At 59.7% G+C, this 15,385-nt stretch carries 17 protein-coding genes; 11 read left to right on the forward strand and 6 right to left on the reverse strand.

Features of this window, described 5'->3' with window-relative positions; genetic code table 11:
• Positions 1-144: 144 nt before the first annotated feature.
• On the reverse strand, positions 145-1,908 hold the full coding sequence (locus AC30D7_RS01790; RefSeq protein WP_490132788.1) for a cation:proton antiporter: 1,764 nt from the start codon (positions 1,906-1,908) through the stop codon (positions 145-147).
• A 205-nt stretch (positions 1,909-2,113) separates the two neighbouring features.
• On the opposite strand from AC30D7_RS01790, the gene AC30D7_RS01795 reads away from it, so the two are divergent.
• A complete protein-coding gene (locus AC30D7_RS01795; protein ID WP_007934430.1) occupies positions 2,114-2,596 on the forward strand; it encodes an acyl-CoA thioesterase in 483 nt (160 codons plus the stop codon).
• Between the two features lie 109 nt (positions 2,597-2,705).
• Here the strand turns inward: AC30D7_RS01795 and pdxY are convergent, their stop codons facing one another.
• On the reverse strand, positions 2,706-3,578 hold the full coding sequence (gene pdxY, locus AC30D7_RS01800; RefSeq protein ID WP_490132789.1) for a pyridoxal kinase PdxY: 873 nt from the start codon (positions 3,576-3,578) through the stop codon (positions 2,706-2,708).
• Positions 3,579-3,698: 120 nt separating this feature from the next.
• On the opposite strand from pdxY, the gene AC30D7_RS01805 reads away from it, so the two are divergent.
• Positions 3,699-4,112: a DUF3301 domain-containing protein gene (locus AC30D7_RS01805; protein WP_019580374.1), complete on the forward strand. Its 414-nt coding sequence runs from the start codon at positions 3,699-3,701 to the stop codon at positions 4,110-4,112.
• A 35-nt stretch (positions 4,113-4,147) separates the two neighbouring features.
• Here AC30D7_RS01805 and AC30D7_RS01810 read toward each other — a convergent pair whose 3' ends face one another.
• A complete protein-coding gene (locus tag AC30D7_RS01810) occupies positions 4,148-5,113 on the reverse strand; it encodes a CobW family GTP-binding protein (RefSeq protein WP_490132790.1) in 966 nt (321 codons plus the stop codon).
• A gap of 27 nt (positions 5,114-5,140) precedes the next feature.
• Between AC30D7_RS01810 and AC30D7_RS01815 the strand changes: the two genes are divergently transcribed.
• A complete protein-coding gene (locus tag AC30D7_RS01815; protein ID WP_490132791.1) occupies positions 5,141-5,497 on the forward strand; it encodes an NADH:ubiquinone oxidoreductase in 357 nt (118 codons plus the stop codon).
• Positions 5,498-5,501: 4 nt separating this feature from the next.
• Here the strand turns inward: AC30D7_RS01815 and AC30D7_RS01820 are convergent, their stop codons facing one another.
• Entirely contained in the window at positions 5,502-6,152 is a 651-nt protein-coding gene (locus AC30D7_RS01820; RefSeq protein ID WP_490132792.1) for a DUF1826 domain-containing protein, read from the reverse strand.
• Complete coding sequence (gene zigA / locus AC30D7_RS01825; protein ID WP_490132793.1) at positions 6,152-7,360, reverse strand: zinc metallochaperone GTPase ZigA; 1,209 nt, start codon at positions 7,358-7,360, stop codon at positions 6,152-6,154. Before zigA ends, AC30D7_RS01820 begins: the two co-directional genes overlap by 1 nt.
• 143 nt (positions 7,361-7,503) lie before the next feature.
• On the opposite strand from zigA, the gene AC30D7_RS01830 reads away from it, so the two are divergent.
• On the forward strand, positions 7,504-7,881 hold the full coding sequence (locus tag AC30D7_RS01830) for a hypothetical protein (protein ID WP_028940095.1): 378 nt from the start codon (positions 7,504-7,506) through the stop codon (positions 7,879-7,881).
• On the opposite strand, the gene AC30D7_RS01835 is transcribed toward AC30D7_RS01830, so the two are convergent.
• On the reverse strand, positions 7,878-9,086 hold the full coding sequence (locus AC30D7_RS01835) for an N-acetylmuramoyl-L-alanine amidase (RefSeq protein ID WP_490132794.1): 1,209 nt from the start codon (positions 9,084-9,086) through the stop codon (positions 7,878-7,880). The genes AC30D7_RS01830 and AC30D7_RS01835 overlap by 4 nt on opposite strands.
• Before the next feature lie 87 nt (positions 9,087-9,173).
• Between AC30D7_RS01835 and folE2 the strand changes: the two genes are divergently transcribed.
• From folE2 to AC30D7_RS01870, 7 genes are read left to right on the forward strand one after another with little or no spacing between them, the layout of a single operon-like run.
• Entirely contained in the window at positions 9,174-10,070 is an 897-nt protein-coding gene (folE2, locus tag AC30D7_RS01840; RefSeq protein WP_490132795.1) for a GTP cyclohydrolase FolE2, read from the forward strand.
• Positions 10,067-10,735, forward strand: coding sequence for a metal ABC transporter ATP-binding protein (locus AC30D7_RS01845; RefSeq protein ID WP_490132796.1), 669 nt, complete (start codon positions 10,067-10,069; stop codon positions 10,733-10,735). The genes folE2 and AC30D7_RS01845 overlap by 4 nt, the downstream gene beginning before the upstream one ends.
• Positions 10,735-11,601, forward strand: coding sequence for a metal ABC transporter permease (locus AC30D7_RS01850; protein ID WP_490132797.1), 867 nt, complete (start codon positions 10,735-10,737; stop codon positions 11,599-11,601). The genes AC30D7_RS01845 and AC30D7_RS01850 overlap by 1 nt, the downstream gene beginning before the upstream one ends.
• Before the next feature lie 11 nt (positions 11,602-11,612).
• Entirely contained in the window at positions 11,613-12,488 is an 876-nt protein-coding gene (locus tag AC30D7_RS01855; RefSeq protein ID WP_490132798.1) for a metal ABC transporter substrate-binding protein, read from the forward strand.
• Positions 12,485-13,045, forward strand: coding sequence for a gamma carbonic anhydrase family protein (locus AC30D7_RS01860; RefSeq protein ID WP_490132799.1), 561 nt, complete (start codon positions 12,485-12,487; stop codon positions 13,043-13,045). Before AC30D7_RS01855 ends, AC30D7_RS01860 begins: the two co-directional genes overlap by 4 nt.
• A 2-nt stretch (positions 13,046-13,047) precedes the next feature.
• Complete coding sequence (locus AC30D7_RS01865) at positions 13,048-14,385, forward strand: dihydroorotase (RefSeq protein ID WP_490132800.1); 1,338 nt, start codon at positions 13,048-13,050, stop codon at positions 14,383-14,385.
• A gap of 34 nt (positions 14,386-14,419) precedes the next feature.
• Positions 14,420-15,313 carry a His/Gly/Thr/Pro-type tRNA ligase C-terminal domain-containing protein gene (locus AC30D7_RS01870; RefSeq protein WP_490132801.1) on the forward strand — a complete coding sequence of 298 codons (894 nt, stop codon included), beginning with the start codon at positions 14,420-14,422 and terminating at the stop codon, positions 15,311-15,313.
• Positions 15,314-15,385: the final 72 nt, after the last annotated feature.

Below are 15,385 nucleotides of genomic sequence, written 5' to 3' on the forward strand. Positions count from 1 at the left end.
GTAGCAGCTGGCGCAGCCTGCGTTCGGCTGCGAAGCAGTCGTAAACCCTGACACTCGGTTAACCTGAATCACCTCGTAGCCTGATTGGCGACTGCTGCGCAGTCGAACGCAGCCTTCGGCAGCTGCTACAGGGACTCGTCACGCTCAATGCTCGGACGAATCCTTGTGGTTATCCAGGGTTTCCAGCAAGGCCACCTGCATCCGCGTATGCACGCGGATGAACCAGCGCCAGAGCAGCGCCGCCACCGCGGCCGCGACCACGACAATCAGCACCAGCAACTTGTTGGTCGGCAGAATACTGGCCGACAAGGCCGCCAGCAGCAGGAAAATCACCAACAGCGAGAGGATCGGGATCACTTCGGCGATCACCCGACGCACTCGCTGCGTGTGACGGCCGGCCATCTCCGGCTTCACCCCCATTTCTGCCAGCAGCATCGACAGCGCCTTGAGCTTGCGATAGGCGGCGATCAGGAACGGCAGCGACAACAGCAACGCCCAGCCCCAGATCAACGCTTTTTGCCAGCTCGGGTCGCTGATCCAGTCTTGCAGGTAAACGGACATGCGCTCGGCGAAGAAGGCGCCCGATAAAAAGATCGCAACCACCAGCGCCAGATTGACCCCCACCTGCAACAGAATCCGCCGAATCATCGACGCCAACAGCGCGCCCTCGCCCTGAGGCTGGATGCTGCGCAGCCATTCACCATACATCCCCAGCACACGGGCCAGACGCTGCGGCATCACGGCAGCAAGCTTGATCGACAGCGGATCGGCCGCGCGGATCAGATAGGGCGTCAACAGCGTGGTGATCACCGAGACGGCCACAGCCACCGGATAGAGAAAGCTACTGGTGACCTGCAGCGTCATGCCCAGCGCCGCGATGATGAAAGAGAATTCGCCAATCTGTGAAAGCCCCATTCCCACGCGCAATGAGGTGCGTCCGTCATTGCCTGCGATAAACGCGCCAAGGCCGCAGGACAGCATCTTGCCCAGAACCACCGCCACAGTGATCACCGCAATCGGCCAGGCGTATTGCAGCAGGATCATCGGGTCGAGCATAAGGCCGATGGCCACGAAGAAGATCGCACTGAACAGGTCGCGAACCGGCTCGATCAACTGCTCGATCTTCAGCAACTGGCGCGATTCGGCCATGATCGCGCCGATCAGGAACGCGCCGAGGACCATGCTGTATTCAAGCTTGACCACCAGCAGGCAGAAACCGAAACACAGGCCCAGTACGGTGATCAGCAACATTTCGTTGCTTTCGAACTTCGCCACATAGGCCAGTAGTCGCGGCACCAGCAGAATGCCGATGACCAATGCGACAATCATGAATAGTGAAAGCTTTCCGACCGTGGAAAACACTTCGCCGGAACTGACCGTGCCGCTGACCGCGATGCTCGACAGCAACGCGATGATGCCGATGCCGAGGATGTCTTCGACGATCAGTACGCCGAAGATCAGCTGCGCAAAACGCTCATTCTTCATCTTCAGGTCGTTGAGCGCCTTAACGATGATGGTGGTCGAGGAAATCGCCAGGATCGCACCGAGGAACAGCGAATCCATGGTATTCCACTCGAACCAGCGGCCGATTTCATAGCCGATCCAGATCATCAGGACGATTTCCAGGAACGCTGCGATGAACGCTGTGGCGCCGACCTTGAACAGCTTGCGCAGGCTGAACTCCAGGCCCAGGCAGAACATCAGGAAAATCACCCCGAGCTCGGCGAGGGTCTTGATGGTTTCTTCGTCGTGGATCAGGCCGAAGGGCGGCGTGTGCGGGCCGATAATGAAACCGGCGACGATGTAGCCGAGCACCACCGGTTGTTTGAGACGATGAAAGAGCACGGTCACCACACCCGCGATCAACATGATCACTGCCAGATCCTGAATGAAACTGATGGCATGCATGGTGTGTGGCTCCTTCGGCGGTGGGCTTTTGAAGGGTAACACCACGACTTCCGGCGCAAAGACGGTGCAATATATGGAAACAGATCGCTTCGGGCGTGACGGCGCCTCCCCGCCCGGCGTCCCGATAACTGTTGGTTTGAAAAACACCGACAAGCACCCACAGAGGTGTACCCCCCAAACCCTGCCTTGAACCCGTGAGTACGTTATGGAACCCGGAAACGCCCAGCTGTCGATGACGGTATTGATGACCCCCGACATGGCCAACTTCTCAGGCAATGTCCACGGCGGCACCCTGCTCAAATACCTCGATGAAGTGGCCTACGCTTGCGCCAGCCGGTATGCCGGCCGTTACGTAGTGACCTTGTCAGTGGATCAGGTGATCTTCCGCGAGCCGATTCATGTCGGTGAGCTGGTGACCTTTCTGGCCTCGGTCAACTACACCGGTAATACCTCGATGGAAGTGGGCATCAAGGTCGTGACCGAGAACATTCGCGAGCGCTCGGTGCGCCACACCAACAGCTGCTTCTTCACCATGGTCGCGGTGGATGACCAGCGTAAACCGGCCTCCGTCCCGCCACTGCAACCGCAGAACAGCGAAGACAAGCGTCGATACATGCAAGCCCAGCAGCGTCGGCAGATTCGTCAGGAACTGGAAAAGCGCTATCAGGAAATCAAGGGCGACGCCTGACGTGTTCAGTCTTTAGATCGCTTTCGCGGGCAAGTCGGATCGCCGCACCGCTCGCTCCTATGGGTAATGCGCCATCCCTGTGTAGGAGCGAGGCTTGCCCGCGAAGCTTTTAAAGGCTGATCGCCATCGCCTCGAACCGCACCCGCGGATGGGCGATCCGGTCCTGCGCTCGCACCAGTTCCAGCTCATAGCTGGCGCAAGCCTGGGTTTCCAGCAACACTTCATGCACCGCCGCCGCGGTGAACTCAAAGGCGCTCAGCAGACTGTCACCCAGCAGCACGCGCGCCAGGAACAGCCCGGAAGTCAGATCGCCAACGCCCACCGGCTGACGCGGGAACGCCAGCAACGGCCGACGCAAGTGCCAGCTGCCTTCAGCGGTCACCAGCAACATCTCGAAGCCATCCGTCAGTTTGCCGGGATAGTCCAGATGCTTGACCAACACCGCCTTCGGACCGCGCGCCAGCAGCGCCCGCGCCATGGCCAGGCAATCGAACAGTGACTGCGCCTTGCGCCCCGAGAAGCTGTTCAGCTCCAGCTGATTCGGGCACATGAAGTCGGCTATTGCCGCTGCCTCTTCCAGCAGGAAATCGCTGACTTCGGCTGGAACGCTGCAGCCTTTCTCCGGATGGCCCATCACCGGGTCGCAAAGGTATAAGGCTTTGGGATTAATCGATTTGATTCGCTCCACCCCCGCCAGAATCGCCCGGCCCTGGGCAGCGCTGCCGAGGTAGCCGGACAACACGGCATCGCAGTTGCCCAGTTCGCCAATCGCCGCGATCCCCTCCACCAATTCCGGAATCTGATGCGGAGCCAGCACTTCTCCGGCCCACTGGCCATATTGCGTGTGGTTGGAGAACTGCACGGTATTGAGTGGCCAGACGTTCACCCCGACCCGCTGCATCGGGAAAACCGCGGCGCTGTTGCCAGCGTGGCCGAACACCACATGGGACTGGATGGCGAGCAGATGGGGCGTACGTTTCATGCGGTGAGTTTTCCATAAACCGATTGAAATTCGAGCCGCGCAGTATGCGACTAAACGCAGCCTGTACGACAGACCAGAGACGCAGTTAAGCTGGCACTATCTTGTTGGAGCACCCTGTTGATGCTGACCCTCGGAAATATCTTCGTGTTCATGCTGCTCGCCACCGGTGGCGCATGGCTGTGGCACAACCACGGATTGCGTGAACGCGCTCTGGAGCGGGTTCAGCAGCATTGCGCCAAGTTGCGGATCGAGTTGCTGGACGGCAACGTAGCTTTGAAAAAGATCGCTTTCATTAAAGACGCCAACGGCCGTCGGCGCCTGGCCCGTGTGTATAACTTCGAATTCACCGTGACCGGTGAAACCCGCCACAACGGCACCATCACTCAGTTCGGCGCCCATAGCGCACAGATCGAGCTCGCGCCCTACCCAATGCCATTCGACGACACACCACCGGTGGTCGAAGTCGCAAAACCCAGCGCCGAGGTGATTGAATTGAGCCAGTGGCGGCAAGAACACACCAAGTGGCGTCCTTGAAGATCAAAAGATCGCAGCCTGCGATCTTTTGATCTTCACCCCGACCGGCAATCGGCCAGATCTCTTTGCAGCGACTCAACATCCTGCACTTCACTGAAAATCAGCTCGATGCGCGAATCCCGTCGCCATTCGCTGGGTTGCCAATCCAGTAGCGAGTTATTCAGTGCGTTGGCCGACACCCAACCCTCGACGCTGTGGATAACCAGCTTCGCCCGCAACCATTCAAGGCTCTCAAGCCACTTTCCAACAAGCACTGCATCGAACGTCTGACTCGGATGCCAGCGCCAGCCGACGCTCCAGCCACCCTCTTGCGCCTGACTCAAGCAAATCGGCTGGGCGGGGTCAGTCCAGATGGCCGGCATCTGCGCCAGCCCCTTGGGCACGATGAAGTTATCCACACCCGCGACAGCCTGAGCCTTGAGGCCCGGTAACTCGCTCAGCGGCAAGACAGCTTGCTGCGTCCAGTACAAAGGACGCGACGGCAACTGTGCGACAACTCGCTGGCGATCACTGTCGTCGAGGCTTTCCGCCTTGTTCAGCAACAGCAACCCGGCACTGTCCAAGGCTTGCTGTTGCGCCGCTGGCAGCGGTTTTCCGGCCGCGAGTGCCCGGGCGTCCAGTACCAGCACGCAAGGCTGCACCGCCAGGACGCCTTGCCACGGCGCCTCACTCAATTGCCTGAGCAACTGAGCCGGATGCCCCAGTCCGGAGGGTTCGATAAACAGTCGATCCGGTCGTGCCTTGCGCAGCAACCGTCCGAGGCCGATCTGAAATGGCGCACCATTGACGCAACACAAACACCCCCCGGCCACTTCCCCCAGTGCGATACCATCGGCGTCCTGGGTCAGCAGCGCAGCATCCAGGCCGATCTGGCCGAATTCGTTGATCAGCACCGCCCAGCGCTCACCGGCCGGCCGCTGCGCCAGCAGGTGCTTGATCAGGCTGGTCTTGCCGGCACCCAGCGGGCCGGCGATGACGTGGGTGGGAATGTTCTGCAACATGGTCGAAGTTTTCTGAGGAGGTAAAGGATGCGGTTGATGGGATGGTCGTTGCTTCTGGCGCTCACGTCGGGTGAAGCGTTGGCCCAGGCCTGTGTGGTACACAGTACGGCTGAGCGGCTCGACGTGAAAGTCTGCCAACAGAACCGCAACATCCCGGAAAAGCTGTTCGCCGACGGTTTCTGCCAGCCGAATCTGGCCGGGCAGAAAGTCGAGGTGCAGTACGTCGACCAATGCCCCACCGGCGCGTTCGGAGTGTGCAGCAACGCTCAAGTCGCCAATATGCCTTACCGGCAGGATATTCACTATTACGGCGTGGCCACCGATGCGGCGTATTTGAAGCCGTTTTGCGAAACCCAGAGCCAGGGAACCTGGCTCAAACCTTGAGCCGTCAGCCCAGCCAGTCGAGGGTCAGAATCAAACGACGCTCGCCCGGTGCCGGCTGCGGCGAACGGTGAATCAAGCCGAAACCTTCGTTGCCGTGCCACTTCTCTCCTTTAAGCAGCGCCACTTCGCCGCTGGCGATGCGCTGGATCAGCGAATCATCCTGGGGTTCGGCGTCAGGCTCGCCTAATCGGCGGCGATCCATCGCCCCTTCTTTCAGCCATTGGCTGCCGGTCCCTGCGTAGGTAGTGATCAACCGCACCGGCACATGATCGACGTGGAAACGCGGGCACATGGCTTTGTCCAGAACCCGCAGGCGCAGGCCGACGCGTTGGGCGCCCAACAGGCAGGCGAACGCGCTGACCAGCCAGGAAACGTCGGCGATAAAGCCTTCGTAGCCTTCAAGATCGCTGAAGCCTGAGGCTAAACCGTGGAGATTGGGTTCGGCGTCATCACTGGCCATTTCAAGGGAAAGCGACTCGGCCAGCGGCTGGTTCAGGGACAACAGCAAGCGACCGAAATCGGCAATGTGCACCGGCAGTTGGCGCTGCCAAAGGGCGAGGTTCACACCGTCGTCCAGAATCCCGGTCAGCACCTTTGGCGTTTCACCTTGAACCTGAGCAATGACCGGTCGTAGCTTCAGACTGGGCGCCAGCATCAGGCAGCCGCCTCTTCGTGCCAGGGACCGAACGGATCGGGCAACAACCGCCAACCCTCGACGCCTAGGGCCATTTCATCATCAGTCAGCAGGCAGTTATCAAGTTCGGTGGTGAGTTGTGCAAAGTCGATGTTCTGGCCGATAAACACCAGTTCCTGCCGGCAATCGCCGGTGGCGGCCGTCCAGTTCTCCATGATCCCGGCGGTGCTTTCTTCGTCTTGCGGCCACTGGTTTTTCGGCACAAAACGCCACCAGCGCCCGGCAAACCCATGGCGCATCAAGCCACCGGCCTGGGACCAGCTGCCGGCATCCGTATGTTTGCTGGCCAGCCAGAAAAAGCCTTTGGAACGCAGCAGTTTGCCGTTCACCCACGGGCGGTCGATAAAACTGAAGAAGCGCTGCGGATGAAACGGTCGCCGCGCCCGATAAGCCGTGGAGGCAATGCCATACTCCTCGGTTTCCGGTACGTGTTCACCGCGCAACTCCTGTAACCATCCTGGTGCCTGAGCGGCCTTCTCGAAGTCGAAACGCCCAGTGTTGAGGATCTTCTTGAGTGGCACCTCGCCCATGACCATCGGAATGATTTCGGCCTGGGCATTGAGCCGTTCAAGGATCGCGATCAACTCCTGGCGTTCGCGGCTGCTGATCAAATCGATCTTGCTGATCAGGATCACGTCGGCGAATTCGATCTGCTCGATCAACAGGTCAGTGATCGAGCGCTCGTCCTCCTCGCCCAGGGTTTCACCACGGGAAGCGAGGCTTTCGGCGGCTTGGTAGTCGAGCAGGAAGTTCATGCCGTCGACCACGGTGACCATGGTGTCGAGCCGCGCAATGTCGGCCAGGCTCTGCCCTTCTTCATCGCGAAAGGTGAAGGTTTCCGCCACGGGCAGCGGCTCGGAAATGCCGGTGGACTCGATCAGCAGATAATCGAAACGACCGTCCCTGGCGAGTTTGCTGACTTCTTCGAGCAGGTCTTCGCGCAACGTACAGCAAATGCAACCGTTGCTCATTTCCACGAGTTTTTCTTCGGCACGGTTCAGGCTGACATCGCGTTGAACTTCACTGCCATCGATGTTGATTTCGCTCATGTCGTTGACGATCACCGCGACCCGCAGATTATCGCGATTACGTAGTACGTAATTCAGCAGTGTACTTTTTCCGGCGCCGAGAAAGCCCGACAGGACGGTCACGGGGAGACGATTGGGCATCAGGTATTCCTCACAGGGATGCCCGGTCGCAATGTCGGGCTTAATTTATGTTATAGTATAACAACACAAACAAGCCACTCCCCCTCTTGCCCACAACGACAAAGGGCACGATGCTTTAGCCCGTCCGCCCCTTGAGAAATGCCATGGGAAACGCCCTGAGATTCTCGTTACTGAGCCTTTCGTTGCTGATCGCGGTCAATGCCTGGGGACAAGTCCCCAGCCTGGCCAAATGCACCCGCAGCGCCAATCTGCTGGCTTGCGTGGATGCCGACGGCAATGCCTACAGCGTTAATACCGTGGGTAGCACGATCTACTTGCGCGGCTTTGAAGTCGCCGGCAAACGCCATTGGGCGCAAACCAACAGCCGCTATGGGCAACTGACGTTCTTTACCGGCCTCGCATCCGATGGCGAAGCCTGGGTCGGCTACAACCGCCGGGTTGGCTGGACAACCATCAATCGGTTCTCCAGTTCCGGAGGCAGCAGCGCGAAGTTCACCTGTAGCCGGATGACCGGCTGCTAGGCCTGCGCCTTCTTCTGCTCCTGCTGCCAGGCGATGTAGCTGTTCATCGGCGGGTTCTTCTGAAAATAACGCTGCAAACCATCGAATAAACCATCCGCCACAGCCTGCTGATGTCGCGCCGTCACCAGTCGCTGGCTGTCACGGGCGTTCGAGATGAAGCCGGTTTCCACCAGAATCGACGGCACATCCGGCGACTTCAACACCGCAAATCCCGCCTGCTCCACACGCTTCTGATGCAGCGTGGTAATGCCCGCCAGGCTGCCGAGCACCGTATTGCCCAACTGCAAACTGGCGGCGATGGTGGCGTTCATCGACATGTCGAGAATCACCCCGGCGAGCATCGGATCCTTGTCCTTGAGATTGAGCAGGCTGGTGGCGCCCAACAGGTCCGCGCCGTTCTCCCGTTGCGCCATGAAACGTGCGGTGGCCGAGGTCGCACCACCTTCGGACAGGCAGTACACCGACGCACCTGAAGCGGTGAGGCGCGGCGCGGCGTCCGCGTGGACCGAGATGAACATGTCGGCCTTGTGCTTGCGGGCGATCTCCACGCGCTTGCGCAGTGGGACGAAGAAGTCGTCGTTGCGCACCAGTTTCACGTCGAAGCCCTTTTCACGCTTCAGCCTCTTGGCCAACAGTTGGGCGATTGATAGCACCACGTCTTTCTCCCGCTCGCCTTTGGCGCCGACCGCGCCCGGGTCTTTGCCGCCGTGACCAGGGTCGACCACCACAATGACGTCGCGCTTGGGATGAGCCTTGTCGATGATGGGCTCACGTTTTTCCGACGGCGCCGCCGCGATCTGTAGCGGAGCAATGGCCTTCAGATCGAGCACCAATCGGTGCCCCTGCCCATCCTGTGGTGGCAACAGGAAGCTGTTGAGCTGCACCGGACCGCTGAGGTCGAGGACGATCCGCGTATCGCCCTGACCGAAATGCCCGGAACGGATCGCGCGAATCACCGAGTTGTCGAGCGCCAGCTGACTGAAGTCGCCACTGAAGTTGGCGCCACTCAGATCGATGATCAGCCGCTCCGGAGCACTCAGGGAAAAGGTTTTGTACTGCACCGGCCCGCTCAGATCGAACACCAGTCGCAGCTTGTCGTCCGAACGCCACAGTCGTGCATTGCGAATTTGCGTGGCCGACGCCCCAAAGGGTAACGCGAAGGCCGCGCTGGCCAGAATCAGGTTGAGCAAGTGACGTCTGTGCATGATGAAAACTCGTTCACGAAAAAAGGCATCGTTGATTTTATTGTTATAATATAACATGCCAAATCAACTCCCACGATGGACCTGCTCATGAATGCGCTGACTCTGCCGGATATCGCCGCGCAGGCCTCACGCCAAGCCCTGCCACTCGATTGGGTGGGCATGTGCGGCATTGCTCTTCCTGTTTTATTCGATGGCCAACGACTGAGTGCAAAGGCCGACGCTGGCGTGAGCCTCGACGATGGAGAAGCGCGTGGCATCCATATGTCGCGGCTGTACCTGGCGCTGGAGATGCTTGAGCAGGAAAACCTTTCACCCGCGTTGTTGCGGCGAGTCTTGTTGAGTTTTCTCGAGACCCATGAAGGACTTTCCCACAACGCTTACCTAAAAATTCACACCGAACTTCTGCTCAAAAGACCCGCGCTCGTCAGTCCGTTGGCCGGCTGGAAAACCTATCCGGTGAGCATCGAAGCGAGTCTGAAAAACGCGATGTTCCACGTGGAACTAAAAATCGACGTGCCTTATTCCTCAACCTGCCCGTGCTCAGCAGCCCTTTCGAGGCAGTTGATTCAGCAACAATTCGTTGATGACTTCGCCAATCAACCATTGCAACACGCAGACGTTCTGGCTTGGCTCGGTTCCACGAAAGGCATCGTCGCGACACCACATAGCCAACGCAGCATTGCGCAATTACGCCTGCGTCTGGATGACTATCTGGATGACCTGCCACTGATCGCCGCGATCAACGACGCGGAAGCGGCCCTCGGCACTGCAGTGCAAACCGCCGTGAAACGCGCTGATGAACAAGCTTTCGCCCTCGCCAATGGTCAGAACTTGATGTTCTGCGAAGACGCCGCGCGACGCTTGAACCTGGCATTGAAACGCTCCCCGGGCATCAACGCCTTTCACGTGCGAGTCGTCCACGCCGAAAGTCTTCACGCCCACGATGCCGTCGCCGAAAGCCGCTGGAACTGGGAGGCCGCATGATCCGATGCCAAGCCTTGCGCTGGGGCGCACCCGGTCAGCCGCTCACTCCAGCGGTTGATTTCGAATTACCCAAGGGGAGCCTGACCGCCGTCATCGGCGCCAACGGGTCGGGCAAAAGCAGCCTGCTGAAAGTCATCGCCGGCCTGCAAAAGCCACTGGCCGGCAACATCGTCATTGATGTTCCACGCAAGGGCGGCCTTTCGTTCCTGCCTCAGCAACAACACCTGGACCGACAATTCCCCATCAGTCTGCAAGCGTTAGTGGCCGCCGGTTTTTGGGGCAACAAGCAAACTCCGGAAATTCGCAGCCAGCGACTCAAGGCTGCGTTGGAAGACTGGTGCCTGACCGGTCTGGAGCATCGCCCGTTGATGGCCCTTTCCGGGGGCGAATTGCAGCGTGCCCTGCTCGCCCGATTGAGCCTCGCCGATGCACCCTTGCTGCTGCTCGACGAACCCCATGCCGCACTCGACGAACTCGGCCAGGCGCTGCTCTGGAAACACATCCACGCCTGGCACGCCGACGGCCGAACCCTTGTCGTGGTGTGTCATGACTTGGCCGCCGTGCGCCAACAGATTCCACAAGCGCTACTGATCAAAAGCAGCGGCTGCGTCCTCGGTCCCAGTACCGAGCTGATTCGCCAACAACCTCAGACGCAGGTGGCTTGATGATCGCCGCGGCTCAACTTTGGCAACCATTCCACGAGTTCGTGTTCATGCGCCGGGCACTGCTTGGTGGCCTTGTTCTGGCATGCAGTACCGCACCGCTTGGGGTGTTTCTGATCCTGCGGCGCATGAGCCTGATCGGCGACGCGGTGGCTCACGGTATCTTGCCCGGCGCCGCATTGGGCTTCTGGTTCGCCGGATTGAGCCTGCCCGCGCTGACTATCGGCGGCCTCGGTGCCGGCCTGAGCATGGCCGGATTGGCCGCCTGGATTACCCGTCGCACCGGTTTGCGGGAAGACGCGAGCCTGGCCGCGATTTACCCGATATCGCTGGCCAGCGGCGTGCTGATCCTCGGCATCGCCGGCAAGCGTCTGGACCTGTTGCACCTGTTATTCGGTTCGGCGCTGGCGGTCGATGGCCCGACCTTGACCGGCATGCTCTGGGTCTCGGGCTTCAGCCTGATCGCCATGGCTCTCATCTACAAACCACTGTTGCTGGACACCCTCGACCCGCTCTTTCTGCAAACCGTCAGCCGCCTCGGGCCGCTGGCTCACGGGGTGTTTCTGATGCTGGTGGTGCTGAATCTGGTGATTGGTTTCCAGGCAATCGGCGCGTTGATGGTGGTCGGTTTGATGATGTTGCCGGCCGCTGCATCCCGCTTCTGGAGTCGCCGCTTGCCGGTGCTGATCATCATCGCCGCGTTGCTCGGCAGCCTCTCGGTCTGGCTCGGATTGTTGCTGTCGTTCTACTACTCGCTGCCCAGCGGCCCGGCAATCGTACTGGCGGCTGGCGGTTGGTATCTGCTGTCCGTGGTGTTCGGTCCGGTGCACGGTTTGCTGCGCCGCCCGCCTTTGTTCACATCCCAATGAGGTGTAACCCGATGCGCGCTTTACTCGTGCTGTTCAGTCTGATGCTATCGATGTCGCTGTCTGCCGCGGAAAAACTCCAGGTGGTCACCAGCTTCAGCATCCTCGCCGACATGACCCGTCAGGTCGGCGGCGACCATATTCAGATCACCAATATGGTCGGCCCGGACGCCGATGCCCACACCTACGAGCCGACCCCGGACGACGCAAAGGCATTGCTCAACGCCAGACTGATCATCAAGAACGGGCTGGGTTTCGAGCCATGGCTGGACCGCCTGGTGACCAGCACTGAAACCAAAGCCCCGGTCATCAGCGCCAGCCACGGTGTCATTCCACGCTCTCTGGACGAAGACGGCGAAACCATTCCCGACCCACACGCCTGGCACAACCTGGCGAACACTGAGTTGTACATCAGCAACATCACCAAAGCGCTGATCGCCGCCGACCCAGCGAACAAAGCCGACTACGAACACAACAGCCAGGCCTATCTGAAAAAGATCTACGCCTTGCTCGCCGAGGCCAAAGCCAAGCTCGGTTCGCTGCCGCCGGGTAATCGCAAAATCGTCACCTCCCATGACGCCTTCGGCTATCTCGGTCAGGCTTACGGCATCGACTTCATGGCGCCTCAGGGGCTGTCCACCGAACGCGAACCTTCGGCCGCCGAAGTCGCTGCGCTGATCACACAGATCCGTCAGGCCAAGGTCAAAGCGGTGTTCATGGAAAACATCAAGGACACGCGCCTGCTCAAGCAAATCGCTGATGAAAGCGGCGCGCATATCGGTGGCACGTTGTACTCCGATGCCCTCGCTGCAACTGGCCCGGCCAGCACCTTCACCGGGCTGTTCGAATACAACCTCAACACCTTGTACGAGGCATTGAGCAAGCCATGATCCGCAAGAATCCTTCAGGTGATCTGCCGTTGATTGCGGAGTCGGCGTACGTGGATAAAACCGCAATCATCTGCGGCAAAGTGGTGATCGGCGAGAACGTCTTCGTCGGCCCCTACGCGGTGATTCGCGCCGATGAAGTGGACGACTCGGGCGAGATGGAAGCAATCACCATCGGCGCCAATTCGAACATCCAGGACGGCGTGGTGATCCACTCCAAGTCGGGCGCGGCGGTGACCATCGGCGAGTTCAGCTCCATCGCTCACCGCTCCATCGTCCATGGCCCCTGCAGCGTCGGCAATCGCGTGTTCATCGGTTTCAACAGCGTTCTGTTCAACTGCGCGGTGGGCGACGGTTGCGTGGTGCGGCACAACTCGGTGGTCGACGGTCGTGACTTGCCTGAAGCGTTCTACGTGCCTTCCACCACACGCATCGGCCCCAACACCGACCTGTCGCAGTTCCCACCGGTCAGCGTCAGCGCCTCGGAGTTTTCCGAAGACGTGGCGCGCACCAACGTTGATTTAGTCCGCGGCTACAAAGCCCTGCAGAACGAGTTCTGACCATGAACAGCGTGCTGATTCGCAACGCCCGGCTGGTGAATGAAGGTCGTGAATTTGACGGCGATTTGTTGGTAAGCCACGGTCGCATCGTCAAGATCGCCAGCAGCATCGAAGGCGAAAAAGCCGCCGTGGAAATCGACGCCAACGGCCAATGGCTGCTGCCAGGCATGATCGATGATCAGGTGCATTTCCGTGATCCCGGAGCCCCGGACAAGGGCAGCTTCCATAGCGAATCCCGGGCGGCGGTGGCCGGCGGCATCACCAGCTTCATGGACATGCCCAACACCTCGCCGGCCACCCTGACCCTCGCCGCGCTGGCTGACAAGAAGCGTCGAGCGGCAACTCACTCAGTGGCCAATTACGGTTTTCATTTCGGTGTGAGCAACGACAATCTCGATACTGTCGCCGCGCTCAATCCTTGTGAAGTGGCCGGGGTCAAAGTGTTCATGGGCGCCTCCACGGGCAACATGCTGGTGGACGATCCACGAATTCTCGAACGGCTCTTCGCCGAGGTGCCGACCCTTTTGTTGGCCCACTGTGAACACACGCCCAGCATTGAAGCCAACGCGACGAACCTGCGAGAGCTGTTCGGCGAGCACCTTCCGCCCGCTGCTCACCCGCTGATCCGCAATGCCGAAGCGTGCTTTCGATCCTCCTCAATGGCCGTCGATCTGGCCAGGCGACATGGCACCCGTCTGCACGTTTTGCACCTGACGACCGCCCGTGAACTGGAACTGTTCGAAGACAAGCCGCTGGCACAGAAACGCATCACCGCCGAGGTTTGTCTGCACCACTTGTTGTTTGACGACCGCGACTACCCGAGCCTCGGCAACCTGATCAAATGCAACCCGGCAATCAAGACTCAGGCCGACCGCGAAGCCTTGCGCAAAGCGCTGTGGAGTGATCGACTGGACGTAATCGGCAGCGATCACGCACCTCACACCTGGGCGGAAAAACAGCGCCCCTACAGTCAGGCGCCGTCCGGTTTGCCGTTGGTGCAACACGCCCTGCCCGCGTTGCTGGAACTGGTGGTCGATGAGATCCTGCCGATCACCACCCTCGTGGCCAAAACCAGTCACCGGGTCGCCGATCTGTTTGCCATCCCCGACCGCGGCTACCTGCGCGAAGGGTATTGGGCCGACCTGGTGTTGATCAAACCCGAGCCCGATGGCGTGGCCGTTTCCCGGCAACCCATCCTTTCGCAATGTGGCTGGACACCCTTTGCCCGGCATTGCTTTCGCCACAGCGTCAGCACCACGATCGTGTCGGGGCAAATTGCGTGGCACGACAAACGTCTTAATGACAATTGTCAGGGCTTACCACTACGGTTTATGCGCTGACGCACGTTATCGAAAACATTCGAGAACACCGATCATGATCCACATAACCCTGCCTGATGGTTCATTGCGTGAGTATGATCAACCACTGTCCGTGTTTGAGGTTGCCGCAAGTGTCAGTCTCGGCCTGGCCAATGCGGCGGTCGCAGGTCGGGTAAACGGCGAGTTGGTGGACTGTGGATTTCTGATCGAGGGCGATGCCCGGGTCAGTATCGTCACTCCCCAGGAACCCGATGGGCTGGAGATCCTTAGGCGTTCCTGTGCGCTGATGCTCGCCATGGCCGTCAAACAGCTTCATCCTGATGCGCAGTTGCACACCGGATCGGCGCTGGGTGATGGATTCTATTATGAGTTTGCTTTCCAACGGTCTTTAAGACTGGCCGAACTTCCAGAGATCGAAGCGCGAATGCGCACATTGGCGGCAACCAACCATTCGATCCGCCGTCAGGAGCGAACGTCAACCGATACGTTATCGCTGTATCGCCTGGGGGACTTCGAGGGTTTCGCGACAGGCCCGCACGTTCCTACCACCAAGGTATTGCGGGCTTTCTCACTGGACCACATAAGCGGCACGTTGCAGCAACGGATCTACGGCACATGCTGGTCCAGCCAACAGGAATTGAACAGCTGGCGAGCGCCGCCCCTGGTGATGGTGGTGAATATCGATGAGCGTCAGAACGATTATGCGCACTCGGTGACCGAAGCGCTGCGCCGCCGCGGACTGCGTGCCAACTCAGACCTGCGTCACGAAAAAATCAGCCACAAGATTCGCCACCACAGCCAGAAAGTGCCCTATCTGTTAGTAGTGGGAGAGAAGGAAAAGGACGGTGGGTTTGTCAGCATGCGCAGTGGCAGCGGGGAGGATTTCGGGGAGAAAGGGATTGAGGCGGTGTGTGATTTGTTGAACCCGACCAAGACTGGAGGAGCCTGAGCGGACGCCTTCGCAAGCAGGCCCGCTCCCACAGGGATCGTGTAGACCTTGTGGAGCGAGCCTGCTCGCGAC

The organism is Pseudomonas sp. DF5 (assembly GCF_058148225.1).

Excerpts from the sequence above, each read along its gene's own strand:
- AC30D7_RS01790 (WP_490132788.1), bottom strand. The coding sequence starts at position 1,908 with ATGCATGCCATCAGTTTCATTCAGGATCTGGCAGTGATCATGTTGATC.
- AC30D7_RS01795 (WP_007934430.1), top strand. The coding sequence starts at position 2,114 with ATGGAACCCGGAAACGCCCAGCTGTCGATGACGGTATTGATGACCCCC.
- pdxY (WP_490132789.1), bottom strand. The coding sequence starts at position 3,578 with ATGAAACGTACGCCCCATCTGCTCGCCATCCAGTCCCATGTGGTGTTC.
- AC30D7_RS01805 (WP_019580374.1), top strand. The coding sequence starts at position 3,699 with ATGCTGACCCTCGGAAATATCTTCGTGTTCATGCTGCTCGCCACCGGT.
- AC30D7_RS01810 (WP_490132790.1), bottom strand. The coding sequence starts at position 5,113 with ATGTTGCAGAACATTCCCACCCACGTCATCGCCGGCCCGCTGGGTGCC.
- AC30D7_RS01815 (WP_490132791.1), top strand. The coding sequence starts at position 5,141 with ATGCGGTTGATGGGATGGTCGTTGCTTCTGGCGCTCACGTCGGGTGAA.
- AC30D7_RS01820 (WP_490132792.1), bottom strand. The coding sequence starts at position 6,152 with ATGCTGGCGCCCAGTCTGAAGCTACGACCGGTCATTGCTCAGGTTCAA.
- zigA (WP_490132793.1), bottom strand. The coding sequence starts at position 7,360 with ATGCCCAATCGTCTCCCCGTGACCGTCCTGTCGGGCTTTCTCGGCGCC.
- AC30D7_RS01830 (WP_028940095.1), top strand. The coding sequence starts at position 7,504 with ATGGGAAACGCCCTGAGATTCTCGTTACTGAGCCTTTCGTTGCTGATC.
- AC30D7_RS01835 (WP_490132794.1), bottom strand. The coding sequence starts at position 9,086 with ATGCACAGACGTCACTTGCTCAACCTGATTCTGGCCAGCGCGGCCTTC.
- folE2 (WP_490132795.1), top strand. The coding sequence starts at position 9,174 with ATGAATGCGCTGACTCTGCCGGATATCGCCGCGCAGGCCTCACGCCAA.
- AC30D7_RS01845 (WP_490132796.1), top strand. The coding sequence starts at position 10,067 with ATGATCCGATGCCAAGCCTTGCGCTGGGGCGCACCCGGTCAGCCGCTC.
- AC30D7_RS01850 (WP_490132797.1), top strand. The coding sequence starts at position 10,735 with ATGATCGCCGCGGCTCAACTTTGGCAACCATTCCACGAGTTCGTGTTC.
- AC30D7_RS01855 (WP_490132798.1), top strand. The coding sequence starts at position 11,613 with ATGCGCGCTTTACTCGTGCTGTTCAGTCTGATGCTATCGATGTCGCTG.
- AC30D7_RS01860 (WP_490132799.1), top strand. The coding sequence starts at position 12,485 with ATGATCCGCAAGAATCCTTCAGGTGATCTGCCGTTGATTGCGGAGTCG.
- AC30D7_RS01865 (WP_490132800.1), top strand. The coding sequence starts at position 13,048 with ATGAACAGCGTGCTGATTCGCAACGCCCGGCTGGTGAATGAAGGTCGT.
- AC30D7_RS01870 (WP_490132801.1), top strand. The coding sequence starts at position 14,420 with ATGATCCACATAACCCTGCCTGATGGTTCATTGCGTGAGTATGATCAA.